Raw genomic sequence first — 25,969 nt, forward strand, 5'->3', positions numbered from 1 at the left:
GGCTAGGCGAGAAACTCCGGCTCGGCGGGGGGCGCCTGCGGGGTGTCCTCGCGGATGCTGATGTACAGCGCCGCACCGCACACGCCCACCAGCCCCACGCTGGCGATCACGATCTCGCCCAGCAGCATTCCCACGATCAGCAACAGCAGGCTAAGCCGGCAGAACAGGGTCATGGCTGTCTCCTTGGCAGTTGGATTGTTGTGCGGCCTACCTTATACGTTCGCCATGGCTGCATGCAGCACCGGCGCGTTGCCATGGCATTGCTTCCCTGTGCTTTGGCCGAATTACCACCTGCGCCCAGGCCGGGCGAGGGCTACTTCGGGGTTGATGGGCAAGACGTGGCCGGGGTGCTAGCCGTGACCGGGCAGTGGCTCAGAAACGCCTGCAGACCTTGCTGATAGTCCTGCGCCGGCATCAGCTCGCTGTGCCTGGCAATCAGGCAGGCCATGCCCTTGGCGCGCATGTCTGCGCTCGCCACGTGGTAGAAGTCCGGCGTTTCCAGCAGGTGTACGACTTGCTCCCAGGCCAGGACCGTCTTGCCGCCCCGGGTCTTGTCCAGCGTGAAGCCCTGATCATCGAAGCTCAGCTTGTACGTGTCCTGGGCCGATTTCAGGGGTGCCCGAAGCCTGGCCTCGATCAGGCGCTGGTTGAGCCCGCGTACCGGTGCCCGGGGCTTGGCGTGGTTGGCGGCGATCCGCGCTTGCAGGTGGCCGAGCCAGCGCCCGGAAAAGCGCCACCACAGCGGGATGAACACCAGTGTGAACAGCAGCAGGGCGATGGCTTTCTCCGGGGTGATGCGTCGCTCCGGGAGATACACCGCCAGCAGGGCGCCGATCAGGCACAGGGCGAACATCAGCGGGCCGATCAGGCGGCTCTGCCACCTGGCGAAGGTGGCCAGGGCGCGGGCCTGTTGCGCGTCCTGCTTGAGCAGTTCCTGCTTCAGCGGTTCGGCGATCCAGGACTGGAGGTGGTCGGGGGTGATGCGGTAGTGCAGTTCCATGAGGGGGAATCCGAGGTCCGTCGGGGAGGGCGGCAGTCTACCGGCTTGCGCGCTGCAGGGGCGCGGCTCAGGCGGGAAACTGCGCCATGTGCCGCTCCACCCACGCGTACAGCTGCTCGTCGAGCTGCGTGCGCTGCTGGTTGAAGCGGGTTTGGCAGGCGTCGAAGAGCGGGTCCTGCTGAGTCCGTATGGCCAGCTCGACGTGGCGTTCATCGGCATGGGCCTGGCGCAGGTGCTGCTGGCGCTGATCGGCCTGCTCCAGTGTGTGCGCCAGGGCATCGAGCTGCAGGTGCCTGAGTTGGGCGATGGCCTGGGGCAGGTGAAAGTGCAGGGCACTGTCAAAGCCTTCCCATTGCTCGAAGGCCAGCCATTCGTGGATCACCATGAAGCAGCGCAGCGCCGGGGGCAGTTGATCCAGGCGCTCGAAATCCAGCCAGTACTGGCGGGGCAGCTGTTCGGCGGTTTCGATGGCCTGGGCGATCAGGTCCAGGGCGCGTGGCTTGTCCTGGTGATGGTGGCGCAGAATGCGCTGGGTCAGGGTGAAACGCGCTTCGTCCAGGGCGGTCAAGGCGCGGCTCAGGTCGTAGCCCGCACTGTGCAGGTACTGGCGGGCCTGGTGGTGTGGAAGACCGGATTTTTCCATCAGCACCTGCAGCAGTTCGGCCTTGTACAGCTCGGCGGCCTGCTGCGGGTTGCCGGCGCAGCGTTGCAGCAGGGCCCGGGCGTGGCGCAGGCCGATGGGCAGGGCGCGGCGCAGTTGCGCAAGGGCCTGGGTGAGTGTCGGGTCCATTGACGGAGGTGCCTCGGTGTCTGCTGGGGAGCGGGTGTGCAAGAATGCCGGCTCATGACTGATGGACACAACCAGAGGCGCAACAACAATGAACCGTCCGCTTTTCGTTTCTCTGGATGGCCCCAAGGGAACCGGCAAGACCACGCTGCTGGAAGCCGTGACCCAGGCACTGCGGGCGGACGGCAGAAAGGTGGTCCGGCTGTCCGAGAAAAACAGCGACCCCGGCCGGGGCGAGACGATGGCGCTCGTCAACGCACTGGTCAGAAACCCCAGCCGGTCGCTGGAGTGGGCGGTTTGCGAACGCCTTGCCGAGAGCCGGGCCTGGATTTCCCGGCAGGTGCTGACCAGGCAGCCGCCCAACAGCATCATCCTGATCGACCGCTGGTATCCATCGGATGCGGCGTTTCGCCGGATAGTGCCGTTTGCCGAGATTCTGCGGTTGAACCTCGAGCGCGAGGTGAGTGTGCCGGACCTGCACGTAGGGGTGGTTACCAGCCCGCAGATTTCGTGGGCGAGGGCGGCGGCCAGAACCCGAGGGCTGGGCAGTACCGTGATGTTCAGCCTGGAGGAGCAGGTTGCTGCCACGCAGGCATTCGAGCAGGCGGTTGCGGATAACGGGTGGGTGCTGTGCCGTAATGAAGGCACGATTGAGGAGGCGGTGAGGCAACTGGTTTGCGAGATCCATGCTGCCAGTCAAAGGATTCACAAGGCGATCGGTTGATCGTCCCATACCCAGAATGTGCCGTTCAGCACCATCCGATTTTCCAGCGCTGGCTATCCCTGAGTTCCTGCCAGTCGAGCAGTTGTTTTCGCCCGCTGTGCACGGCCTGCAGTTCGATCTGCAGGGGTGTGCCGTGCTCATCGCAAATCAACTCGGTGACCAGGAAGTGCTTTTCACGGTTGACCGGCTGGCAGGCGGTCCACTTTGACAGCCCAAGCTTTCGTGGATTGAAACGGTTCATGCGTCCTCCGGCAGTTTCGAGCAGATTGCGAGTTGCCCAAGAGGCTGTCGACTGCTGAAGCAGTGCCTCTCGACCCAAGGTGAACGCTCGATCAACGCGTTCGGGGTCTCGGGACGCTCCACTGTAGCCTCTTTCAACCAGGCTCGCAGTGTGGCGCGGGCTTGGGGGCGGCCTGGCCGTTGACCGCATCGGGCATCGGCGGGTGATCCTGCACGGCCTGCATCAGGTCTTCTGTCAGGCGCAACTCGGCACCGGTAGGCGAAAAGGTTGCCGAGGCCGTGAACGGCGCAGGATTGACCGGTACCGGGCGCTTGCCGCGACGCCAGACGAAAAACGTCACCATGCTCAGGTTGACCACCGCGAAGGCCCAGAACAGCCCGTTTTCGCCCAGCGATGTCATGACCGGCGAGATCATCAGCGGGCTCATGGCAGAGCCCAGCGAGTTGATCAGCAGCAGGCCCTGAATCATGGGTACCAGCGCCTCGGGCGACGCGCGGTCTGCTGCATGGCTGACCGCTACCGGGTAGAGCGCGAACACGCCGCCGCCCAGCAGGAACAGCAGTGCGGCCAGCAGCGTCGCGGACAGCGGCAGCAGTACCACGGCCAGCGACAGCACGCTGCATACCCCCGCCAGCACGGTCAGCACTTCCAGGCGGTCCCTGCGGTCGGACCAGCGCCCTACGGGATACTGCAGCAGCATTGCCCCGAGAATCGTCCAGGCCATCAGGCTGCCGACTTCGCCGATATCGTGGCCGATACGCTGCAGGTACAGCGGAAGCAACGAATACACGGCGGCAATGGCCACCCCTGAGCCAAAGCAACCCACCAAGCCGGTAGGCGTCACCCCCAGCAGCTGTCGTGGTTTGAGCGGCTCGACCTGGTCGAGCAGCGGCGACACCCGCGGCAGGATCACGATCGGCAGCACCGACAAGGACGCGAGCATGCCGGCGACCATGAATGGCGCCGTGTCGCCCCAACCGGTGATCTCGCCCAGGGTTGCCTGGCCCAGCACGCCAGCGCCGTACAGGGCGATCATGTAGAGCGCTAGCAGGCGCCCGCGGATCTTTGCGTCACCGGCCAGCAGCAGCCAGCTTTCAATGACCAGAAACACGCCGACGGTGGCCCAGCCGTTGATCAGGCGCAGCACGAACCAGCCCCAGGTGTCATAGAACATGCCCTGCAGCAGGATGGTGACGCCAATCAGCGAGGCGAAGCTGCTGTAGGCACGGATATGGCCGATCCGCAGGATCAGCCGGTCGTTGAACAGGGCGCCTAGCGTAAGGCCGATGAAGTAGGCCGAGGCGACGATACCGATCATCGTGGCCGATTCCCCGGCTTCGCCCAGGCGCAACGTGGTCAAGGACGACAAGGCACCATTGCCCAGGGCGATGATGAACAGGCCCAGCAGGGGCGCCAGCGCCATGGCCAGCAAACGCGGAGACATAAAAACCTCGAGTGACCTGCTGCACGGCGCCTTCGGGCAGTACGCGCGATGTATCGAACGGCAGGAAAGGGCCAGCCAGGGCAGGGCGATGCCCCCTGCAGACTGTAGAAAAGGAGGCGAGATTTTAAGCATTGCGCGGCATTTGCCAAGTCACTTTGCTGCGACGTTGGGACGCAGGCGGTGAGGGGGGAGGAAAGTGCGCAAACTGTTCGCCATTCTGGCGTTATGTCTTAAGATGGCCGGTTGCCGAAAGAACCGTCATGGCAATCGCCATGAAGGGCTTTCATCCTTTGCATATCAAGTGTGGTGAAGATGAACAGGCCTTTCATTTCGCTGTGCCCTGAAATTACCCGGGCACATGCGCTGACGTTGATGGACTGGTTGGAAGACGAACGTGTTACCTGCTATCTGAGTGATTCGCGTGATGTTTCTCGCTCCATCGAACAAGCCATCGATCGGACTCAATTGCCGATCCTGACCCATCTATTCAATCGGGGCGGCCGATTCTTCATGGCCTATGACCGGCATGACGCCCCCGTCGGCTTTGTCCGCCTCGTCAAGACTGGCTCCAACTGCGAGATCGTCCTGGTCATCGGAGACAGCGACAAGTGGGGCCGAAACCTTGGCGCCCGTACGATTCGCGAAGGCATGAAACTGGCCTTCCTCGACATGCGGGCCAAGAAGCTCATCGCCAAGATCCACCCGGACAACACGCGCTCGCTGAAAGCCTTTGTACGCAGCGGCTTTGTGCTGGAGAGCGAAACGCCGACATTGAAGTCATTTGCCATGACGATGGGGCGCTACCTCACGCTCTTGCGCGAAGGTGCCGTGGGCGACTCCACCGGGATCTACATCACAGAAATCGACAAGGCCAGGCTCGAGGGCCTGATCGCGCTAGAGGAAGGCCCGACCGTGGTGGAACTCGAGCATGAGCTCGAGCGGGCCATCGTCGTGAAGCCGCAGCAGGTGGCGCGCAATGTCGTCACGATGAACTCCAGGGCCTTGTTGCAGCTGGACGACGAGGAGATCGAAGTGGCGTTGGTCTACCCCGAAGACGCGGACAGCAGCACCGGCAAGCATTCGGTGTGTTCCGACATCGGCGCCGCCATCCTGGGCTATCAGGAGGGGGACGCCATCGACTGGCGAATCGCTGATCGAACCCGCCGGATCGAGATCCGGAAGGTGCTCTATCAGCCCGAGGCTGCGGGGCATTTCCACCTGTAGCTGCGCTTTGGGCTCGGTGTTCGCTATCACGCACGAAGATCCCCAAGCAGCGGGGCCGTGTTGATGCCGGCGCCCAGGGTAGGTTTGCGGGCCGACCACTGTAACGCTTTACAACGCGCCTCCATGTGGGGCGCATGCAGCCATAACTTTTGAATGAAATTCCATAATGTTTGGAATTTTATAGCGATTATTGGAAAAAAAAGACCAGGTATATTGGCTTTTTTCGGCGCTTCGAGGCGCTCAACTTCAGAGACCTTTATGAGTATTCTTTTTTTGTCCCAATACGCTTGCCGGTTTAACGTTGAGAAATCGTGTCGTGATGGCACCCATGACGCGTGATCGAGCATTGAACGATATTCCTGACGATCTGACTGCCCTTTATTACCGCCAGCGTGCGAGCGCCGGCCTTATCGTTAGTGAAGGCGTTCCTGTTTCTATTCAGGGCCGTGGCTACCTTTTTAATCCTGGGCTGTACAACCAAGAACAGGTTGAGGGATGGAAGCACTTACGTAAATTTTCAGTACAAAGGCAGGTATGACGTAGCGATTGCTGTAAAGAAGGTCAGCTGTTTATTCAGTAACACAGTCATTTGGACTATTGCGTCTGGTGGTTGTCTTGAAGGGTGTGTATCGCACCTTAGCCGTAGATTCGGACGCGAGGCGGTAGGGGTCTGTGAATCTACGAAGCTGCGATTCAGCTAGCTGCCATCGTGGATCCAAGCTGTGTAAGCGGACGCTAGGTTCTGCGGGATAGTCGGTAAATCTTGCTCAATTTCGGTCAAGCCTGCCGGATTCCTCACCCACTCAGTGACCCACGCAACAAGTCGCATCCTGGATGCAGGGCATGGAGCCACCTGAAGCTCAAGTTCGTCAGCTATGCGCGAAAGTCTCTCGATGCTGTCGTCCAGTACGGAAATTTGATCCATTCGTTCCACTCCTTTGAGCATTGCCATCATACCTGAGGTGCTTCGCTAGCTGATTGCCAATCATTCGGCTAAGCGGCGGTGATTGACCAAGAGGACAAGCCGACTGTTTGGGCAGAGGAGTCAAAAACCTAGCTTCGCAGATTCGACTCCCAACCATGAGCCTTTTCGATGAAGTGCAATACCGCGCTTGAACGCTCATCAATTCGCGAAATAAGGACAGCTCACTCATCATTTACGGTTGAGCCAGCGGTACGATTTTGATTCTAGGCATGGTCAACCGCGTCATGGTTTCAGGCATCGGCATTGATCCGTACGCACGCGGCGAAGCGAAACTGCTCCGATTGTAACGGGAAAGCGCAGTCGTCAGCATTTTAACGAAGCATTCAACCGAGTGCTTGCCGGCGGGCAGGTCTGGCCGCCGCGATCACTGAATCGGTGCCCGATCCATGAGACGCCTTCAAACGGCCAGCGCCAGGCCGGGCGCATGAGACACAGAGGGTAGGGCGGATGTCCCACAAGGGCACCGGCATCAAGCGGTTTCAGGAGACCTGGGAGAAAGTGCTCGAAGTTGAGTTGCAATCAAAACAGCTTAAGGGCATTGATACACCACCGTTCATCAGTGAGGTACAACAATGCGTGGTAGTTACAGCAGCAGTTCGTCTGCCGGGGTCTTGATCTGTTTGGCCGTGGTTTTGTGTTTCTGTGCCGTGGTCACCTTGGCTGCCCAAGTACATCTGGACATCGCCACGACCGGCGTTGTCCTGGGGAGGCTGGGTCTGGCCTGGCTCTTCGGATACTGCCTGGGCCGAGGGCTACTGGGCGTGGGCCTCAGCTACAGCTGGCCAGTGTGCCTTGGGCTCTCCTGGATCGCACTCATGCCTGCGTTCAGCCTTTGGCTTGACGAGGATACCTACGCCTGGCTCGATCCTTTTTGGTCTCAATGTATAGGTGTGGTAGCAGTAGCGCTTCTCGCGTTTCGCATCAGAATATTCGTAGCGTAGGTCGGATCGGGGCGTGACCACGAAAAACTCAGTGGCGCTTGTAGCGGAGCGCTGCTGTCGCTCACCTGTTTGAGGGCTTGAGGGTGTTGGAGGGGGACTCTCCACTCAAAACGCGATTGGTGCAAGCGCGCATCAATCTAGGTTGGAGTAAGTGGAATTGGACAACTGAGGGTTGGCATTAAGTTCAACAGATGATTTAACAAGTGGGTGATGTCATATGTTCATAAGCAGCTCAAGAGCCTGATATAGCTGATTCAATGTTCTCGAGATTAACACCTTTGTTCATCGATTGCTGTTCATATAGCGAAGTGCCCCACCCGCCTTAACTTCGCAGCCCCAACCGCTGAAGGTCCCAATTCAGGGGACTCGGGACCGCACCCGAGTGAAGGCCGGAACAGGACTTAAAGCTCGACCTCAGCCTGCTTCCTATTTCGATTTTGGAACAGTTGAGTGATTTCTTGAGTGGTTGGCGGTGCAGCCACTGTCATAGGTTTCAACCTGGATTCAATGGGGGCGCCCATGACGATTTCATTGACGAACATTCGGCGCTCATCGCAGGGCTCATCAGCTTTCTCCCAAGCATTGTGGAAGGCGGTTTGCACGGTATAGCTATAGGTCACTTTGCAAGATGCTCGGTAAGAGCGCTCCTGCTCCTTCCAAAAATCGGATTTCTGAAGGCTGCGGACGTCCGATGGTGTCCAACCTTCCTGGGTCGTCCGCTCAGCCCAGTATTCGCTAACGCAATTCTGGATATTGCCTTCGCTGGCCTGCATGGCCGACTGAAATGCTGACTGCCAGTCGGCATATGCCGGTGTAGGGCATATCAGCTCATCGGCATGTTTGGCCAAGCCCTCTTGGTAGTTTCGCGCCAGTAACGTATCCACGGCGGCGCTGGGAGCCCGGGCTTGCTTGGTGGCCTCAGCCTTCAGTTGGGATAGCGTGGTCTTTGCCAGATCGATCGGTTGCAGCTCCAAGGACTTCAGTTTTTTTGCTATGGAGTTTGCTTCTGCTTCTTCGAAGACTTTCAGGGTGTAGGTGCTACCCGACCTATCCAGGATTTGAACGATGCTGCTGGGCAGTGCCAGATCGCCCAGTAGGCTCTGTAGCTTCAGTCCATAGTGCTGAGTTTGAAGCGCGGAGAGGGCAGACTCTGCCGTTTTGGCCTCGGCAATTGCCTTCCCGGCTCGACGCGTCGCATCGAGCGCCGACTTCTCAGCATCTACGACCTTATGGTTAAGCGTCGCGACTTGAGCCTCGATGGCTGATCTCTGATCGGCCAATTCTTTATTTCTTGCTTCCCCCGCAGCCAAGGTTTCGGTCTGCTTATCCATCTGCTGTTGAAGTTTCCGTTGCTCGATCTGCAGGCGGGCTAGATCCTCGGAGACAAGCTCTTTCTGGAAGACGGGGCGGACGGTATAGATGTACCCATAAACAACGACCACCAACATGAGCACTTGGGATACGTTTGCGACAATCCCTGTATACGACAGGGATTTCTCAAGCCTTGAGGAACTGCCAGTGGGAGTGGGCTGTGCAGGCTGCGTCACGTTAGCGCTGGAGGCCTGTTTTTCGAGAAATCGTACGTATCGACTACGAGCTGCCACTCTGATTCCTAATGGGTGAACATGATTGATGGTCGGCGCTTACGCGCGGCGGACAAGTGGTACGAAAAATCGTGACACTAAGCTGATGTTTTGGTGTGGCACAGTGATGTCAGCCTGCGCTCCGCATCGCCAGCTTTTGGTGGGCTGCATCGGGCGTATCGGACTGGATCACGAGGGGATGTTACTCCGAGGTACCGCTTTCCCATTTTGGTAATGAAACGAAGTGAATCGTTTTGTCCCCGTCTGACCTCAGATCTGCGCTGGCCCGGCGCGAAAACCAGTACACCGAGTGAGCCTGGAGAGCGGCTACGGTAGGTTGCCAGGTATCTGCAACAGGGCTTTGAGCAGGCTCCTCCCTCATAATCAGTGGGAACCAAAGCTGCGGCGGCAGTGGAAGCCGACTATGACGGCAGGCCATCACAAAGACCGGCCAATGGCCTAGGCGTACAGTAGACAGGTCAGCGTAGTGCCCCTCCTCAGAACATTCCCTCACCAGAATATTTCTGGCTGCAGCGCCGTCAGCTGTGATGGGTACGTCACACAGCGCTAAGCCGTGCGAGGGATGACCGCGATACAGAACAGCCTCAGTGTCAGGCCCGGGCATCCAGAGCTGCTGATTGCAATGTTTCATTTCGCTTCGTACGAATCGAGCGAAGTGTTCGCTAGCCTCCGTTTCGCCACCCAAAGTGGCCCAAAGCAGCATGATCGGAATGAGAGCGCTGCCCTTTGTATGCTGTACCCGATACTCTTCAGTCCTGGCCTGGGGATGCCTTATCAGCTCCTGGTAGCTGCTGTGGATGGTCGGATACCGGTGGTGCTTGGTGAAGTTGAAGTGGTAATAGTTCAGAAGCTCACCGCAGTATTCCTGCGCATGGCTGCGCCAGTCACTCATCATCGACAGGAACATCAAAGCGCAACTGATCTCGATGACTTGCTCGTCGACTATTGGCGAGAACAGCGTCCGATTGTTATTGATGAGTTCGACGATGTGCCGCGCGAGTCTGGACGCTTCCTCCGGCACATCGGAGGCCTCAAGCACTCGTAGCCCATCAGTCTCCAAGTGAGGCCAGAGAACCCACAGCCCCCTAACCGCGATACGTCCCAGGGCCTCAAACAGCTTGAGGTTGATATCCACAGCACTGTGGGAGTTTACGGAGCTGGCTAGCGCATCTCGCTTGGCCGTCAGCGGCAGGATTTTAACTTCCATCAGTTCAGCCCAGATCTTGGTGTGCAAATCCAGCAGCTCACTGAAGGTTAGCCCAATATGCTTGTGTCCGATCGATGCTGCCTCGATGTCCCCTTTGACCAGCTCCCATGCACGCAGAATGACCAGCTCACTGGCTCGATAGGGGGCTTCGAGGTTCTCCTGCGTGCGTGCCCAAACGAACAGCACCGAGAGACAGATATACATTTGTCGCAGTGTTGCGAGCCGCTGGGAGGCTTCCAGGTTGTCGGCCTTCACGAGCCCTTCAATCAACGCGGTGAAATGGTGAACTGAGACATCAGGCTCATCGAGCATCGCGATGGACTTCTGGAACCGCGACTGCAGGGTCTTGCTCACGTGCTGGTGCTGGAGCAATCCATCAGCGAGCAAGCCCGCCATGTAATCGCCATTCCACTCCTCAAAGGAAATTCGGTCATTGGTAAGCCTGCCGATCAAGCCTGTCAGGTTGTCCCTCACAGCCTCTTTCACACTGCCCCCGAAGCACAGGCAGATGACGATCTTCAATGACTCGTACTGAGTAGAAATACGCTTGGGGATGTATACGTCGATGATGTCGTTGATTGAAGTTCGTACCCCTTGGGGTACTGCATCCCACTCTGCTCGGGTCAGGTCTCCCTGTTTGATTGTAAACAGGTAAAGCTTCTGCTCGCAGTCCACCCCTGGGCTTACAGCGGCAACGTCGACGCCAAATTGACGTGGGCCCGTCGATGGACGCGAGATCACGTTGAAGCCAAGCTCGCTCAACAGATCGGGCAAAACGACGTCCAGCTCATTGCGTTCGCGGAGCGAAGCGAGGTTCTCACGGAAGACGAGTTTCATTGCGATCGCTTCTCGTACAGAAAGTTGAGGATCTGAAGCTCCAGTGTGGAGGGCTCTAGAACCGAATGTCGTGGTAACTGGAATGAGTGTTGAATAGTGGTGAGCGATTGTTCCATACGGCGCATTGGCCCCGTCTCGCCTTCGGCTATGCCCTGTGGTGGTTGGAATTCTGGTACCCAGCTGGCCATGCCAGTGCCGTAAAGCAGTATTTTTTCACTTGCCAGACTCGCCATGATTGAAGATTTGCGGGCCTCCACCATCTGACTTTGCATTTCCTCATTACGGCGATAATGTTCCAACTGACGCTCACGCTCCGAGGGCTGCAGCTCGCGGATGTACGCGTTGCCGAGGTCTTCCAGGTAATTCTGCAATTGCTGCAATGCTTGCTGGACTGCCTTTGAAGCGGGATCCGCGGTACTGGCCGCAATTTCGTCTAGGTAATCTGATCGCAGACCGGAATAGTTGATCAGAACAGGATCGAACAGAAGGCTCTGCAGCGCACCCATGGTCGCATCCGTGGCGTTACGCATCAGGCTGACTATCAGGGAGGCAATGAAAACGGGCTTCGAGAAAAAGATGCCAAGCGCTTTGCGTGCAATGAACAGGTAATCGCTTTCCGGCACATCCAACGCTTGGCGGAAATCAAACGTGAACACTCGACCCTCACTGGCTGCAAACAGGCTGCGCCTGAGCGCCGCAGATAAGCGCACTGACTCAGACCGAAGCCAAGTCACCGCCCACTCGTCCAAGACTGAATCGTCCCCGCTCTCAAGTTGATGTAGCACAGAGCCGAAACGAGTGAATGGGACGCCGGGATCACTGAGAATGAACTTCTCGATCACCTCGCGAGCCTCCGACACGTCACCATTCCTGATGAGCCCAGCCAAGACGACGTCCAGCAACTGGACGATTTCATCCTGTGGCTGATCTGACGCCACAAGCGCAAGAAGATCGTGGCGGACTTGGGCGGTGTATGGGTTTGAGTTGCTCAGTAGCTCACGAGCGATCGTTTGTTTTGCCGTCAAAGTGATAGGGGTGGCGGCCCGCCTGATCAGTTCGTAAGTGGATCGCTCAAGTTCTGTCGGGGCATCCTTTTGCCATGCAAGTGCCAAGGCGAGCAGCGCGTCTCTCGCTGTAGATTCGGTCTCACGCTCGACCACGGCGAGTACGGTTTCGACCAGACCAACATTTGAGGCTCTTTCCCCAGCAGACAAATTACAAAGGGCTCTGGCTGCCTGGGTGCGCTGCGAGGCGTCACCGTTGTTGAGAAACCCAATCGCCTGGCCCAAGTAGAACTTAGCATCCGCCTTCAGGCCGGCACTTATGCATGCCTGGACGCAATGGAATCGCTCAGAAAACGGCGCGCCTGATTTGATTCGTTGCAGAAGCTCGGTGAGGCACTCTGGGGAAGCTTGACACCACTTCAATATCTCAGCGTACGCTGAATGGCTGAGCATGGTGTCATCGTGAGGGATTGCCCCAGCCATCAGTTCAAGCAAATCCTCACAGCTAGTTGCAATGGAGCCGAATGCCGGCACGAGAAGCCCCATACCCAGGTGCAATTCGTTGTTCGAAAAGCGGGACGGATCAGGCAGAGGGAGCAGGGCACGCAGATCGACATCCTTTGATTGATGAGCATCGATCAAAGCTCGAGAAAAGGGCGCGCTATCGTGCCGCCAGCTATCCTTAAATATCAGATCAAGCAATCTGCCTTCTGCAAAGGCTCTAACGATTTCATCTCGCGATGAGGTAGTCATCTCAGTTCCTTCCCAGCAATCCATTGCTCAGGCGTGGCCGAGCTCGGTCATGCACCAGATGTTACGACCTTTGTAGCCAAGAGGCGAGTGGCCAGCATGCGCGGCGAATCTTATTTCGGGCAGGTTTCCCCAAAGAGATTGCGAGCACTCGTACGAGTGACAGCAACTGGTCTGACGAACTGAACTGACTGACGAGGCCTGAAGGAGGCTGGCTGTGTTGGCAGTCGAACGCTGCTTGGTCGTTGGAGCCCTTCGACTGGAGCGCTGGGGACAGCCTGACCTGACCTCGAGGTGGTAATATTTTGCTATGCAGGGGTGCTCAATCGCCAGCGAATTTCATTGATACCCGTCTCGCCTGGACGAATTACCATCTGAACAACTTGCCCTCACTAAGGGGAGCCAAAGAGGACTGAATCTAGTGGCAGATACTGACCCGCCTCAGCGGGACATGGAGCATAATGTTACTCTTCGCTTTTCCCGGGCTTTTGAAGCAAGATTTCCTACTTCAGAACCTAATGGATTGATCCCCGGGTGGGCGAATACATCGCTCGGAGGCCAGGACAATGTTTTTGCAGATCATCTGTTGGCCGCCAACGCTCGCTTTGCGCTCATTGAGTTCAAGGCAAATTTTTTAGCCATTCGCACGGAAGCGAAGAAGCCTCTTCGACAAAAACTGTTTCACCTACTCGCGATGCGGAGCGATTTTCTACGTCGTTGCCTAGATTTTCATTTTGTCTGCTGGGGGGCTACTCATCGACATCAACCACCCGGCTTCGCGATCCCAATCGTGGAGGAGATTGATCTGCTGAACCGTTATGCGGTGCATGTCTCCCCCTTTATGGACGCAGTTTTAGAAATGAGCGACTCCGCTGACATCAGCACACAGGCCTTTCTAGATACCTTTCTTGGATCCCGGTTGATGGGCGGAACCTATGAGCGTTTCAAGCGTTATATAGATGAATTAGGGCAGCTTGCAGGTCAGGGAAAGGGCAATGCCTCCACCATTGAAGGGATGGTGTGCGTATACTTGCCGGGAGATGGTCGAAATCCGGCACGATACGCTCATAGCCGATTTATGGGGCTTGACGCTCTCCAGTTGATGTTGGAGCCGAGGGTCAGAGATAAAGCCTATGAGCATAAGCGCACTCAAGGCCTCACCCGAGAGCCGCGTGATGGGCCGATCCTCGGCTAATTGCCATAACCATCGCTCATCGAAAATCGGTTTCTATTCGGGGGTGCGCAGCAGCAGCTTTCGCAGCCTGACCTGCTCTTGCTTATTGGCGTTGTTCCAGATCAATTCAAAGCGCGCCGCATTCAGGCTCGTTTCAAGATCGGTAGGGGAAGGTCGGATGCTGGCCAAATATACGGCGGCAAAGATGGCCAAGCCACTAAATATTACGAACGCGCCGCCCAACCACATGATCGAATTTCGTGTTTGAGTGAACGAGCGGCTTAGTAGAGCAGCAGCCCTATTATTTGCTTGGACCGACCGAGCTAGCTCTTCTGTAACGGTGTTTAACGATGATTTAACACCCTCAAACGCCGACAGATAAGCAACCTTAGCCGCCTGGGCCGCAATGTCGTCTGCCTTTGACCACGCTGCCTGAGCCTGCTCGACCTGCCCGCTAATCTGCTTGCTGATCGCGTCGACATGTTCTGTATATTTACCTGCTTGGTCAAGCATTGCTTTGCTGGCACGCATTTGGCGTTCAAACCTGTCCAACTCCTCAGTGAGCCGGTCAGAGCATGCTAGGAAATCTTCGTATCTTGCTGTCCAGTTGTCTGCTGTCTTCATATCTTCGCCATGTTTTTGATGATCATACTCTGTAGATATCGAGCTTATTGCTTAAAATCGATGTCCGGGATCAGTTGACTGATACAGGCCTTCTAAGGAGCTGCAATGCGCAAAGGTGAAATACCGACCGAGCTATCATTGCTCGCGTTTGACTTCTTCTACCGCTTCTCTCGATTTGAGTTCTGTCTCAAAGAGAACGGCTACCTCAAATCCGAAATTACCGGGCAAAAAGCTGAGCCAGGTTGGGATAAATTTGTAGAGCGCCATGCTGATACCTACGTGCTAGCAGCTGAGGCGACAGAGCTCCTCGCTGCGCCACCTGATCGGCAAGTGGTTGGGGATGGGTTGGTTCTGGAGTGGGTGCCAGTTGGATTTCACGACTGTAGGTCTGATCTCGCAAAGGTTATCCGAGCATTGAAAACCGTCCGCAACAATCTCTTTCATGGAGGGAAGCATGGCGCCGCTGGATGGGACAGTCCTGAGCGTACACATTCTCTCATCACATGGAGTACAGCTGTACTGGAAAGTTTGGTGGAGACCGGTGACTTCCGATGTGATTACGAAAGGTTTTATTGAATCGCCCTTGGTTTCGGAGACACCTCCAAGCTGAATGGCTGAATGCTAAATAGACGCGACGCAGTTCCAAGGTCGCAGTTCGCAATACTCTCCTGGGATCGTGTAGCAGGCTCACATCGTCAGAACTGCTTCCGGACACGTCTTCTTCGAGAAACGGTGCCCCTCAGCCTCGACCACACCGAAGCCGCGTAGCGCAGCGTCCAGCGCTTGCGGCGCCGCACTCATCCTCCGAATTTGGGTCTTTGCGCCGCTATTCGTGCTGTGGTGTAGGCGTTGGCGAACTCGGACTGGTCAATCGTGCCCCTCGTTAGGCTCTCATTGAGCTCGGTATAGATTCGCAACCCTTCGCTAGCCGCTACGGATTCCAGCTGAGCACATTTCGAACCCAGCAACCGGATAGCAACCCTCTCAAGACACTCGTCCATCTGGTCACCATGATGAGATTCGACTAACAGCCTGTAAACCGCCCAGAGTCCTTTAGCGCTGGCCTTTGGCAAATGCCCTCTGAGTGCGGAGGCGATGATCAAAATGACAATGGTCTCAAGGGCCTGATCAGGGGCATCACTTTTCATGGCTGCTTTGACATGCCAGTGTCGCATCAGCGCTGCTAGCCCAATCTCAGGAAGCAAAGCCTGATCCACCAGAATACGTAGCACCGATGCTGCATGCTCCAACACTTTCTCAAAGGTCGCGCGGTAATCCCAGAGCGCCGAGATTACTGAGATGAACCTGGGTTCTGCGTCAAGGATTTCTACGGCTTGACGTACGGTTCGTGCAGTAAAGGCAGCCGGGGGAAGCAGCCGCACAATCTCGGACAGCTGCACGATTACGCTGACCCTCCATTCGCACAGCTGCGCAATTTTGCCGGCTTTCTCAATGGGGGAGAGCTGCCCAACCTCTGTCATTGCGGCCAGGACATCAAGGGTACAGAAACCGTCGACCTCGGAACCTGCAGCACAAAATATCCGCAGCGATTCGTCATCAGAATAGAGCCGGTACCGTCCCGGCTCTTTGCCAAGTATCTCCACGATTTCACTGTTGCTGCGCCCAATGACTCTGGCGGGCGATGCCTCGCTTGCCACCTCTGGAGGGGAGGGCTGAAGTATCGAGGCGAGATGGGGTTTCAAAGCGTTCTGTAGCTCCAAGCATTTGCTTCGCTTTGGGCTTCCAAACACGGGGTTCGTGAACTCGGCAAGCTCCTCCATCGTGGCCTTGGCTACCGCAATTTGACCGAAGAAAGTGATGACGGCGTCGATCAGCCCCAAGTCGTTAAGGACTAACAGTGCTGTCCAATCCAGCAAAGGTACTCGCTTGCGCAGGTCATCGGCACCGGTCGGCTGCCAACCTGTATCGTTGACCATTGCCAAGTGATACTGGCGATCATCCCGGCTGGACACCTTGGCAATTTCCCACAGGTGCACGATATCGCAAACGTAAGACAGCACCAGTCGTGGGCGCCACGAGAAAGGAACGGTATTCAATCCCTGCTGTAGGGAGCGCTCTAGCCGCTTCTGAAAGGCCTCTCTGTCGGGCGTCATTCCAGTCAGTGCTTTCAGGCTTTCCACCAACTCCGTGCCAGAGGCGCCCTCTCGGATTTCGCCTCTCCAGAGCATCTGGGAATTCGGGAAATTCCTGAAGAATGCATCAGCGCGTGTGCGGAACTGCTCTCTATCCCTGGCAAGGTCGATGTCACTGCGTCCACCCAGAGTGCCGCTCAGGTGCATCATCAAGTAGGTGCCTTCCTGGCTCTCTACACTTTGATCCACCAGTTCGCCAGCTCGCAGGGCCAGCTCCAGTAGCCGTTCGCTCGTTGGGTCGGAAAACTGAATGAGAAAGAACAGTAACTTAACAAACTCCAACCGTTCCCCTTTGGATCTCGCAGTTTCGAGCGCTCTTTCCGCTGCCTCCACGGCGTCATCGACGTAGCCGCAACGCGTGGCAATCGTCGCATAGGTGTTCAGTGCCAGTGGATCGTCAGATCCTGTGGCTACAATTTTCAACAACCGATCGCGGGCCTTTTCCGTTTCGCCTAGGTGATCAAGTGCCAATGCCTCGAAGGCTCCCATTCGATCACCAGCCTCAACGCGGACTCGATTGCTTTGACACAGCTCTACGATGCCTTGCCAATCTCTCAAGGTCACCAAGGCCAACCCAAGCCGCGCAGCCACCGCAGGCGAGAGGACATAGTGCTCAGTGATCCTTTTGGAGAGTCGAACACACGCCTGCGCGCTCTGCGGGTCGGTAGGGTCAAGCTCGTGGAGGAGGGTGAGTGCAATACTGACGGGCCGATCCAGTTCTTCATACCTGGCCTGCAGCGTCCTCAACGCCTCATCCTTGGCCAACCTGCTCATCTCCAACTGGAGATAAAATTGTGCGAGGGCAGCTTCGGGGGCCAGAGCAGGATCTGCTTCGAGCATCCCCAGCCACTGGTTCACGAGGCCGGTCTGAACTGATTTGTGCGCCGAAATAGACGCTGCGGTGACAGCCGACCCAAACAGGGGGTGACTGCGATCCACGTCACCGACGTATGCGCCAAAGCCTTGATAGCACGCCCGAAATTTACGGGTTTCATAGAGCAGAAGCGTGCCCCAGAGCTGCTTGTCAGGTGAGTCGGGCAACTGGTCATTTGCCGACAATGCGAGGGTGAAGTCCGCCAATTGACCCGCAATGCCCCGCAAGACCTCATGGATATGGGGCAAGTCCGGGCGCTTCTGCGCTGCATCCTTCAGGTCTGCAAGTATCGACTCTGCCTTGCCAAGGGCCGACGCTGTGGCCCCCCAGATGTCGACGAGCTGCTCTATGTTGAAGCCCCAGCCAGATACCTTTATGGATAGGACAGCATCGTTAATCGCAACCCAAGCTTCCTCAAGCTTTTGAAGGTCTACACCCGGAAGACCTGCGGGTGGGATAGATTCACGTCGCGGCGTAGTGGCGGTGGCCACTGCGAGGGAAAATTTGGCTCGGGCCCTAAGCAACAGCAACAGTTCACGAATGTCATCGGACGCATCACAGGCTTCAAGGCCCGCCTCGCAGTCCGTCAGGGCATTTGCCGGTTCTTCAGACAGCCAATGTGCAAACGCTCTGGCGAAAGACCGTTGAGGTTCCGCGAGCAAATTCGCCTGCTCAACGGCCAACTCGTAATGCCCTTGCACGGCATGCAGCCGGGAGCGAATGGCAATGATGGCTGGATCTTCACCCTCCAGTAAATCATGTAGCTCTGCAAGTGAGTCGCTATCGTTCTCGAATCGGATGCGGATCTCCGCTTCCACCTGGGCTGCTCGGAACTTGGGGAGCGGCGTTACCTCGTACGCGTTCTGGTAGGAAGAGACTGCCGCTTTGTTATCTCCCGTTTGAGCCTGCCAGTTGCCACGTAGGCGCCAATATTCTGCGCGCTCAAGGGTGGCCGACCCTTCGAGTTTTGGCTCTGCCTCATCGAGCTGGATCTTCGCTCGATCCAGCGCGGTGACCTGTAGATCTGCCTTGGCCTGAGTCAAGTTCCAGGCAAGCGTGCCGCGAGCTGGGTTGACCCAGTAGTCTTCCGTTGGGCCTGCCAAGGCGTTCATCAGTGCGGAGCCTCGTGCAGCCACGCCTTTTACCACGCCCTGAACCAGGGTTAAGCGGTCATCTGCTTGCATCCCTGGGTGTGTTTGCTCTGCGCGCTCACTCAGGATATGCCCCATGCGAGACAGTTCGTTCTGGTGACGAATGTCCTCCGAGAGATCCGTAGCTATTTTTAGTACGTTCTTTGTGGGCGCACGAAGGGTGACGGATTTGCGTTCAGCGGACAGATCGTCGACCGAGATGCGATTCAGCTCATCCCTGAGCCAAACATAATAAAGGGGGCAGTCGACAGGATCTTCGTTCACCGATAGGTCGCAGATCACCAGAAGTACCGGTTCTACGGCTCGGGCGTAATAGCGGACAGTGGTGGCTTTCAGAGACACCGAAATGTATTCGCCATCCGCCGTCAGGTTCGGAGAGCGGGTGCCCTTAAGCTGGATACGGAAAATATCCGTCGCTTGTTGATTCGGCGTGGTCTGCACTTGGAAGTCATAGCCATAGTCGTCAGTCCCTTCTAGGCTTTGCACTCGCCAATTCTTGGGATGTCGAGCCATCAGGCAACGTGTTGCATCGGCATTGATGTCGTGCTGATCACCCGTCCCAGGTAGAGGCCCGTCAACTGGCATGGTGCTTCCTCGGTATTATCAAAAATGGGTGCTGGAGGCTTGAACGGCGTTTTGATGCAGCACTATTTGTGCTGAGTATACCGGGCGTCAAACCGGGTTTGGGATCAGACTATGGGATCAATATCTCTGTAACTGGGGCTGCGAGTCAGGTTGGGTGCATCCCCATGTTGTACGAGACTGCCCAAGTTTTCCGAACTGTGGCCCATTCACAACGCTCGGTAATGGCTTCCTGATGCCAGTCCGGTTACGCTGATGCGTATCAGGGAGGAGGCGCAATGAGTCAGTACCTTTTAAGTTTTGCCAGGCAGAACCTTGAGGGGCGCACTGATGCGTACCTGGTGCTTCTTTGGTGTATGTACCAGGCCAACCAAAGCAAGGGCCGCTACTCCGACCACATCAAGTCACACATCACTACGGCGTCGGATCAATTGCTGGGTCGCAACTACCAGCGTGTCGCTGCTCGCTTCAAGAAAGTGCTCGATAAAAGGCCTGAACTGGATCGGATACCACCCTCGGGCTTGGGGGCGTTGGATTACCTGCGCGTCAGGAATTTCCGGGGCTTTGGCGAGTTTGGTGCTGACGAAAAAGGGCAGGATGGCCTCATCGATATCCAGATCTCGGCTTTTGGCATAGAAGTAGAAAGCCTGGATAGCACGTAGATGCGCTGCGGCTGTGTTGTATGCACGATGTCTGAGCTTGAGCTGGACGTAGATGAATGGAACGAGCTTGGGGAATGGCGCCGCCTGACCATCCTGCACAAGTAGCGGAACGCGCTGACCGGAAGAGAAACGGCACTGAATCAGTTTCATCGGCAGCCACCTCATTCAATGACTCGCCATGAACACGGAGTACATGGCCCGTTGAGAGAGTGGACGTCAGAAGCGGGTTTGTCGAATCAGCGACTTAGGCAGCTCATGAACATCTATGACATGACCTGTCGTTTAACATAATATACATTATGCGTACTATCGTATCATCCGCTCAAGACTACGCCAGGCCAGATTTCAACCCTGAGCCCCCCGTGCTTTCCCACCACGAATCGCTTTGCGGCATACTCACAAGCTTTGTACCGCTTGCACGCACTTCAAGGGACGACATGGTAAGAACATTTGAACCGCAAGACATGGAACGCGTCCTCGACATCTGGTTGCGCGCTTCGATCAAGGCCCATGACTTTATCGACGCGTCGTATTGGCAATCCAATGTCGTGGCAATGCGCGAACTCTACATCCCTGCATCACAGACAATTGTCATCGAAGACAAATCGGCGGTTCAGGGATTTTGCTCGTTGCTGGACAACCAACTGGCGGCACTGTTCGTGGACCCTGACCAGCAAGGCCGTGGGCTGGGTCGTCAATTGCTCGAACACGTCAAATCGTTGCGCACCGAATTGAGCCTGGGGGTTTACAAGGAGAATTCACGCAGCATCGCTTTTTACCAGTCCCAGGGTTTTACAGTGGTCAAAGAGCAGATCGATCCGCAGACAGGCCATGCCGAGTACCTGATGAGCTACAAGAGCCACCTTTAAACGTCTGGACGCCACATTCGTCCGTTGGACCCCTCAACCTTCGAGGTTTTTGCATGAAGCAATGTTTCGCCGTTCTAAGCAGCCTGTTACTGATTGCCGGTTGCGATGTTTCATTCAACACAAACGCCAGCGGTACACAGGCGTCCGCAGTCGTAGTATCCGATCCAGGCTCTGCGCAACAGCAACGCCTGGTGGTCGATACCGCTGTGCAGTTCCTGATGTTGCTCGATGCCGGAAGAACCGACATGACCTGGGCCACAGCGGGCTCCGCGCTCAAGGCAACCACGACCGAGTCGAACTGGGTAAAAGGCATCGGGACGTTGCGCATGGGCCTGGGCGAGCTGAAGCAACGTGATCGAGCACAGATCACCTTCACCAAACAGCTGCCTGATGCGCCGCCTGGGCATTACGCTGCAGTTCAGACCCAATCGGCCTTTTCGAACCTCACCGTCACCGAGGCTGTGCTGCTGGCTGAAGAAAACGAACAGTGGCGCGTTGTCGGCTACAACCTCAGTAAAACCGTCGAAGTTGCTGCAAAAATGCGGCTCTTCTAGTTGCGTTGGTGAGGTTGGATTCGCAGCGGATCAAGGATGCCCCTGCTCCCCGCTAAACTAGCCTTTTCTTATAACTCAACTAAAGGACTATTTAGTTGAGTTATATTGAAATGTGGAAAGCAGCTGGTCCCGCCTACCTGTACCCTGCCCCCTCCTGGTCAATTTGCTGCCTCATCAGGCAAACAATTTCAGCGCATCATCATTCCACTCATGGCCCTGCTCCGACCAGCCGTTACCCACAGGTGTTGGAAATGCGGTATGGCAATAGCCCTGCTTGCCCGTGAAATCAAACACGGCATGAGGGCGATCGTTGATCAGCAATACCGCCTTGCTATGGTCCATGGACCAGCCGACCTTCACTGTCGAAGGCTTTTGCCGATCAGTTACCTCGTCCACGTTGTAGATGTGCAACGCATCCTGAATCGGGTTATCGGTAGCGGTGGTGTCAAGTGCATAGAAGTAGCCGGTCTCCTCGTCGTCCTCGAACACCACAACAAAGGCCCCCTCCTGTGCGGGCGCCTCGATTACAGTGGCTTGGCCTACGATGAGTTCCTGCTCTGCTGCGAGGTAGATGGGCATGCGAACGGTCCTTGTCACCGAATAAAAAGAAGGCGCGAATGATGCCTAGCCTTGCGTAGTGCTCGCAAGGCCCGGCACTCACATAAGTTTGCGTATGACCTGCAGCGCGCCAAGATGCACCGGGTAGAACCAGTACGCCCAATGGCGTACCGGCCAGATGCCGGTGGTGAGAGGCATGCGTAACAGCCACAGGCCGAACAGCGGTGCAAGGAACGCGGTGCCGAGTACCGCCAGTGAGTAGGCGTCCACTTCCATCGCCCTCGCCCACAAACTGCTGCGGGTGTTGACCGCCACGCTGAGCAAGGCCGGCACCAGCCATACCGGCCCCGGCCGCTTGATGGCCAACAGCAGGGCCGCCGGCAGCAGGCAGCCGAGAAATCCGTACATCAGCCGCTCGTCCAGCCAGGCGGCCGCGACAGCGGCGCCCACGGCCAAGGCAGCACTGAGCGTGTTGCGATGCTGAAAGCCCCAGGCAATCAGCAGCCCTAGGGTCAGGGTGAACATCACATTGAGGGCGCCCAGCGCACTGATGGGGCGGTAAACCCCTTCGGATATCACGCTGAACACCAGCATCCAGCCCAGGTAGCGCGTGTTGCTTTGGCTGAGCAACTGGCCAGGGCGCGAACGCGCGACGTTGGCGGCGATCGCCAGGCAGAACAGCGGGAACGCCAGCCGTCCGGGTATGAACAGGGCGTGGGCGTCGGGCCACAACAGGCGCAGATGATCCAACAGCATGGTCAGCATGGCCAGCCACTTGATCAGGTCCAGCGGGATATCGCGCCGTGTCGCTACAGTCATGGCTCCTCGTTTGGGTCAATGGAAGGCCAGGCCATCATCACACTTGCCGGGCTACCCGCGCCAGCAACACCTCAAGCGGGTGCTGCAACCCCTGCCCCTCCTGGCGCTTGACCTGGCTGCGGCACGAATAACCATCGGCCAGCAGCCGGCCACCCTGCCCATGCCGGGCCACGATCGGTTGCCAGGACTGCTGGTAGATGATCGCGGAGGTGGCCACGTTGCGGGTCTCGTGACCATAGGTACCGGACATCCCGCAGCAACCGCTCGCAAGCACCTGAAGCTTGAGCCCCATGCGTTCGAACACCTTCTGCCACAGTGCGATCGCCGCCGGCTCGTTGGTCTTTTCGGTGCAGTGCGGCAGGAACTGGTAGACCTCTTCGTCGACCACCGCTGCCGATTCTGGCAGCACCGACACCAGCCACTCCTGCGGCAAGGCCACGGTCGGGGCACCGTCGTTGCCCAGGGTCTTGCGGTATTCCTGGCGATACACCAGGGTCATCGCCGGGTCCAGGCCCACCAGGGGTACGCCCGAGGCCTGCAACAGCAGCAGCGACTTGGCGTTGAACTGCGCAGCCTTGGCGAACGCCCCCAGAAAGCCCTGCACCTGCAACGGCTTGCCATTGGGTGCAAACGGTGCCAGGTACACCTGGTAGCCGAGGCGGCTTATCAGTTCCAGCCACTGGGCTGCCAGAGGCGTTTCGAAGAAGCGGGTGAACGCGTCCTGCACCAGGATCACGCTGCGCTTGCGCTGTTCGTCGGACAACGCGGCCAGGGCGCCCACACTTGCCTGCTTGACGTTCCAGCGCTTGCACTCGGCTTCGAAGTCATGGGTGCTCAACAGCGGGCTGTCGACCATGCCGGCCATGTGCTGCAGCGCGTAGCGCACCGGTGTGGCGGCCATGATCGCGTTGTACAGTCGCGGCAAGCGCGCCAGGTGCGGGATGCTGAACTCCAGCGAGCCGATCAGGTAGTCCTTCATCGGGCGCAGGTAACGACTGTGGTACAGCTCCAGAAAGCGCGAGCGAAATTCCGGTACGTTGACCTTGATCGGGCATTGCCCTGCGCACGACTTGCACGCCAGGCAACCGGACATCGCCTCGTACACCTCATGGGAGAAGTCCTTGCGCCCAACCAGGCGCGCCAGGGAGTTCCAGGTGCGCTGCGCTACACCGGTTACCCTGCCCGCTCCCGCCAGGTTCAGCACGTCCACCCCCGCCTCGCCCTGGCGGCGCAGCCATTCGCGAATCAGCGAGGCACGGCCCTTGGGCGAGTGGATGCGGTTGCACGTGGCCTTCCACGACGGGCACATGGCGTCGTTGGGGTCGAAGTTGTAGCACGCGCCGTTGCCGTTGCAGTGCACGGCGCTTTCATAGTGTTGCCACACGCGCTCGTCGATGGTGCGGTCCAGGTCGCCGCGCAAGGTAACCGCGTCCACCTCGGTCAGGCGCGCCGCCGGCACGCTCGACGGGGTGGCGATCTTGCCAGGGTTGAGCTGGTTGAACGGGTCGAACGCGGCCTTGAGGTCCTGCAGCGCCGGGTACAGCTCACCGAAGAAGTCCGGCACGTACTGCGAGCGCAGGCCCTTGCCGTGCTCGCCCCACAGCAGGCCCCCGTACTTGTACGTAAGCGCCGCGACCGCGTCGGAAATCGGCCGGATCAGTTGGGCCTGGGCTGGGTCCTTCATGTCCAGGATCGGCCGCACGTGCAGCACGCCGGCATCCACATGGCCGAACATGCCGTACTGCAGGCCGTGGCTGTCGAGCAAGGCGCGAAACTCGAAGATGTAGTCGGCAAGGTTCTCCGGCGGCACAGCGGTGTCTTCTACAAAGGGCTGCGGGCGTGCCTCGCCCTGCACGTTGCCCAGCAGACCGACCGAGCGCTTGCGCATGGTGTACACCTGGTTCACCGCCTGGGCACCCACCGCCAGGGTATGGCCCAGGCGCACCACCGAGGTGTCGCGCTGCAGGTGCTGGATGAAGGCGTCGACGGTCTGTTCAAGGGCATCCAGGTCGTCGCCGCTGAACTCGATCAGGTTGATGCCCAGGGTCTGGGTGTCGGGGTGCGGCGGGAAGTACTGGGCCACGCCGTGCCACACGATGTCCTTCATCGCCAGCATCAATACCTTGGAGTCCACCGTCTCGATCGACAGCGGGCTGTGCGCCATCAGCGCCTTGGCGTCGCGCAGTGCATCCATGAACGCGGCGTACTGCACGTTGACCAGGATCGAGTGTTTTGGAATCGGCAGCACATTGAGCCTGGCTTCGACGATGAAGCCCAGCGAGCCTTCCGAACCGCACAGCACGCTGTTGAGGTTGAAGCTGTCGGGGGTTTCGCGCAGGTGCGCCAGGTCGTAGCCGGTCAGGCAGCGGTTGAGCTTGGGAAAGATCGCCTCGATCAGCGCCGCCTTGTCGTCGGCAATGGCCTGGGCGCAGCGATAGACTTCGCCGACCTTGTCGGTACGGGCGGTACAGGCCTGCAACTGCGGGTTGTCGATCGGTGCGGTGTCCAGGCGAGCGCCGCCCAGCAGCACGGTGCTCAGTTCGAGCACGTGGTCGCGGGTCTTGCCATAGGTGCAACTGCCCTGCCCGCTGGCATCGGTGTTGATCATGCCGCCCACGGTGGCACGGTTGGAGGTGGACAGTTCCGGTGCGAAGAACAGGCCGTGGGGCTTGAGCGCGGCGTTCAGCTGGTCCTTGACCACCCCGCTCTGCACCCGCACCCAGCGCTGCTCGACGTTGATCTCGAGGATGTTGTTCATGTGCCGCGACAGGTCGACGATGATCCCGTCGGTCAACGACTGGCCATTGGTACCGGTACCGCCGCCACGCGGCGTGAGCACCACCGAGCGATGCTGCGGCTGGGCGACCAGGCGTGCCAGCAACTCGACATCCTGCGCGTCACGGGGGAACACGGCCGCCTGGGGCAGGCGCTGGTAGATGGAGTTGTCGGTGGCCAGCACGGTACGCAGGCCCATGTCGCGCGCGACCTCGCCCCTGAAGCCCTCGCTCTGCAGTGCATCGAGAAAACGCTGGTAATGGCTGGCGGGGACACGGTCGGGGGCAAGCAGAGCAATCATGACAAGGGATCCTGAGGCGATATATGACGCAGCGTCACATTCAAAACACGTATGCTTGGCAGCCAGGCAAGGTCTGCCGCATGCTTTATGGGGCTATGTTCCCGTGTGCGGCGCGGGCCTACAAC

21 protein-coding genes and 3 pseudogenes are annotated in these 25,969 nt (G+C 58.0%); 9 read left to right on the plus strand and 15 right to left on the minus strand.

The genetic code is table 11. The features are described from left to right. Positions 1-2: 2 nt before the first annotated feature. From NP552_RS01165 to NP552_RS01175, 3 genes are all read right to left on the minus strand, one after another. Entirely contained in the window at positions 3-173 is a 171-nt protein-coding gene (locus NP552_RS01165) for a hypothetical protein (protein ID WP_173925048.1), read from the minus strand. Between the two features lie 140 nt (positions 174-313). Continuing rightward, a complete protein-coding gene (locus NP552_RS01170) occupies positions 314-1,000 on the minus strand; it encodes a hypothetical protein (RefSeq protein WP_274096304.1) in 687 nt (228 codons plus the stop codon). Positions 1,001-1,067: 67 nt separating this feature from the next. Then, positions 1,068-1,790 carry a DMP19 family protein gene (locus NP552_RS01175; RefSeq protein WP_274096305.1) on the minus strand — a complete coding sequence of 241 codons (723 nt, stop codon included), beginning with the start codon at positions 1,788-1,790 and terminating at the stop codon, positions 1,068-1,070. 88 nt (positions 1,791-1,878) lie between these two features. On the opposite strand from NP552_RS01175, the gene NP552_RS01180 reads away from it, so the two are divergent. Further along, entirely contained in the window at positions 1,879-2,511 is a 633-nt protein-coding gene (locus NP552_RS01180) for a dTMP kinase (RefSeq protein WP_274096306.1), read from the plus strand. 25 nt (positions 2,512-2,536) lie between these two features. Here the strand turns inward: NP552_RS01180 and NP552_RS01185 are convergent, their stop codons facing one another. Together NP552_RS01185 and NP552_RS01190 are read right to left on the minus strand one after the other, a co-directional pair. Next, the gene (locus NP552_RS01185; RefSeq protein WP_054914496.1) at positions 2,537-2,752 is read right to left on the minus strand and encodes a TIGR02450 family Trp-rich protein; all 216 of its coding nucleotides are present in this window, start codon (positions 2,750-2,752) and stop codon (positions 2,537-2,539) included. Positions 2,753-2,885: 133 nt separating this feature from the next. Further along, positions 2,886-4,196, minus strand: coding sequence for an MFS transporter (locus tag NP552_RS01190; protein WP_104572466.1), 1,311 nt, complete (start codon positions 4,194-4,196; stop codon positions 2,886-2,888). Between the two features lie 260 nt (positions 4,197-4,456). Between NP552_RS01190 and NP552_RS01195 the strand changes: the two are divergent. Next, positions 4,457-5,420: pseudogene (locus tag NP552_RS01195) on the plus strand (GNAT family N-acetyltransferase). Between the two features lie 26 nt (positions 5,421-5,446). On the opposite strand, the gene NP552_RS01200 reads toward NP552_RS01195, so the two are convergent. Beyond that, on the minus strand, positions 5,447-5,767 hold the full coding sequence (locus tag NP552_RS01200) for a hypothetical protein (RefSeq protein ID WP_274096441.1): 321 nt from the start codon (positions 5,765-5,767) through the stop codon (positions 5,447-5,449). Here NP552_RS01200 and NP552_RS01205 point away from each other — a divergent pair. Continuing rightward, the gene (locus NP552_RS01205; protein ID WP_443201020.1) at positions 5,749-5,958 is read left to right on the plus strand and encodes an oxidoreductase; all 210 of its coding nucleotides are present in this window, start codon (positions 5,749-5,751) and stop codon (positions 5,956-5,958) included. The two genes, NP552_RS01200 and NP552_RS01205, sit on opposite strands and share 19 nt — an antisense overlap. 894 nt (positions 5,959-6,852) lie before the next feature. Further along, complete coding sequence (locus NP552_RS01210) at positions 6,853-7,020, plus strand: hypothetical protein (protein ID WP_274096307.1); 168 nt, start codon at positions 6,853-6,855, stop codon at positions 7,018-7,020. A 727-nt stretch (positions 7,021-7,747) separates the two neighbouring features. Here the strand turns inward: NP552_RS01210 and NP552_RS01215 are convergent. From NP552_RS01215 to NP552_RS01225, 3 genes are all read right to left on the minus strand, one after another. Continuing rightward, the gene (locus NP552_RS01215) at positions 7,748-8,794 is read right to left on the minus strand and encodes a hypothetical protein (RefSeq protein ID WP_274096436.1); all 1,047 of its coding nucleotides are present in this window, start codon (positions 8,792-8,794) and stop codon (positions 7,748-7,750) included. A 337-nt stretch (positions 8,795-9,131) separates the two neighbouring features. Beyond that, positions 9,132-10,994: a chemotaxis protein gene (locus tag NP552_RS01220; protein WP_274096308.1), complete on the minus strand. Its 1,863-nt coding sequence runs from the start codon at positions 10,992-10,994 to the stop codon at positions 9,132-9,134. Continuing rightward, a complete protein-coding gene (locus NP552_RS01225; protein WP_274096309.1) occupies positions 10,991-12,751 on the minus strand; it encodes a hypothetical protein in 1,761 nt (586 codons plus the stop codon). The genes NP552_RS01220 and NP552_RS01225 overlap by 4 nt, the downstream gene beginning before the upstream one ends. Positions 12,752-13,199: 448 nt before the next feature. On the opposite strand from NP552_RS01225, the gene NP552_RS01230 reads away from it, so the two are divergent. Further along, a complete protein-coding gene (locus NP552_RS01230; RefSeq protein ID WP_274096310.1) occupies positions 13,200-13,943 on the plus strand; it encodes a hypothetical protein in 744 nt (247 codons plus the stop codon). Between the two features lie 33 nt (positions 13,944-13,976). Here the strand turns inward: NP552_RS01230 and NP552_RS01235 are convergent, their stop codons facing one another. Further along, positions 13,977-14,546, minus strand: coding sequence for a hypothetical protein (locus NP552_RS01235; protein WP_274096311.1), 570 nt, complete (start codon positions 14,544-14,546; stop codon positions 13,977-13,979). Positions 14,547-14,651: 105 nt separating this feature from the next. Here NP552_RS01235 and NP552_RS01240 point away from each other — a divergent pair, with 105 nt between their 5' ends. Next, positions 14,652-15,122: a hypothetical protein gene (locus NP552_RS01240; RefSeq protein WP_274096312.1), complete on the plus strand. Its 471-nt coding sequence runs from the start codon at positions 14,652-14,654 to the stop codon at positions 15,120-15,122. Between the two features lie 221 nt (positions 15,123-15,343). On the opposite strand, the gene NP552_RS01245 is transcribed toward NP552_RS01240, so the two are convergent. Continuing rightward, a complete protein-coding gene (locus tag NP552_RS01245; protein ID WP_274096313.1) occupies positions 15,344-19,309 on the minus strand; it encodes a DUF4365 domain-containing protein in 3,966 nt (1,321 codons plus the stop codon). 275 nt (positions 19,310-19,584) lie between these two features. Here NP552_RS01245 and NP552_RS01250 point away from each other — a divergent pair. Continuing rightward, positions 19,585-19,899 (plus strand): annotated as a pseudogene (locus NP552_RS01250) (AAA family ATPase); the annotation flags it as partial. On the opposite strand, the pseudogene NP552_RS25915 reads toward NP552_RS01250, so the two are convergent. Then, positions 19,900-20,118, minus strand: a pseudogene (locus NP552_RS25915) (site-specific integrase); the annotation flags it as partial. A 287-nt stretch (positions 20,119-20,405) separates the two neighbouring features. Between NP552_RS25915 and NP552_RS01255 the strand changes: the two are divergent. Both NP552_RS01255 and NP552_RS01260 read left to right on the plus strand, forming a co-directional pair. Continuing rightward, positions 20,406-20,837 (plus strand): N-acetyltransferase, encoded by a 432-nt coding sequence (locus NP552_RS01255; RefSeq protein WP_210014428.1) that lies wholly within the window; start codon positions 20,406-20,408, stop codon positions 20,835-20,837. 53 nt (positions 20,838-20,890) lie between these two features. Next, positions 20,891-21,391 carry a DUF4019 domain-containing protein gene (locus NP552_RS01260; RefSeq protein ID WP_058540192.1) on the plus strand — a complete coding sequence of 167 codons (501 nt, stop codon included), beginning with the start codon at positions 20,891-20,893 and terminating at the stop codon, positions 21,389-21,391. 174 nt (positions 21,392-21,565) lie between these two features. Here NP552_RS01260 and NP552_RS01265 read toward each other — a convergent pair whose 3' ends face one another. The 3 genes from NP552_RS01265 to ydiJ form a co-directional block, all read right to left on the minus strand. Continuing rightward, positions 21,566-21,970, minus strand: a complete 405-nt coding sequence (locus NP552_RS01265) for a DUF2251 domain-containing protein (protein ID WP_274096315.1) — start codon at positions 21,968-21,970, stop codon at positions 21,566-21,568. A gap of 78 nt (positions 21,971-22,048) precedes the next feature. Beyond that, positions 22,049-22,768, minus strand: coding sequence for a TraX family protein (locus tag NP552_RS01270; protein ID WP_054914505.1), 720 nt, complete (start codon positions 22,766-22,768; stop codon positions 22,049-22,051). Between the two features lie 37 nt (positions 22,769-22,805). After that, positions 22,806-25,844, minus strand: a complete 3,039-nt coding sequence (gene ydiJ / locus NP552_RS01275; RefSeq protein ID WP_274096316.1) for a D-2-hydroxyglutarate dehydrogenase YdiJ — start codon at positions 25,842-25,844, stop codon at positions 22,806-22,808. Positions 25,845-25,969 lie beyond the last annotated feature (125 nt).

Source organism: Pseudomonas sp. 8209, from assembly GCF_028682105.1.
Classification (GTDB): domain Bacteria; phylum Pseudomonadota; class Gammaproteobacteria; order Pseudomonadales; family Pseudomonadaceae; genus Aquipseudomonas; species Aquipseudomonas palmensis.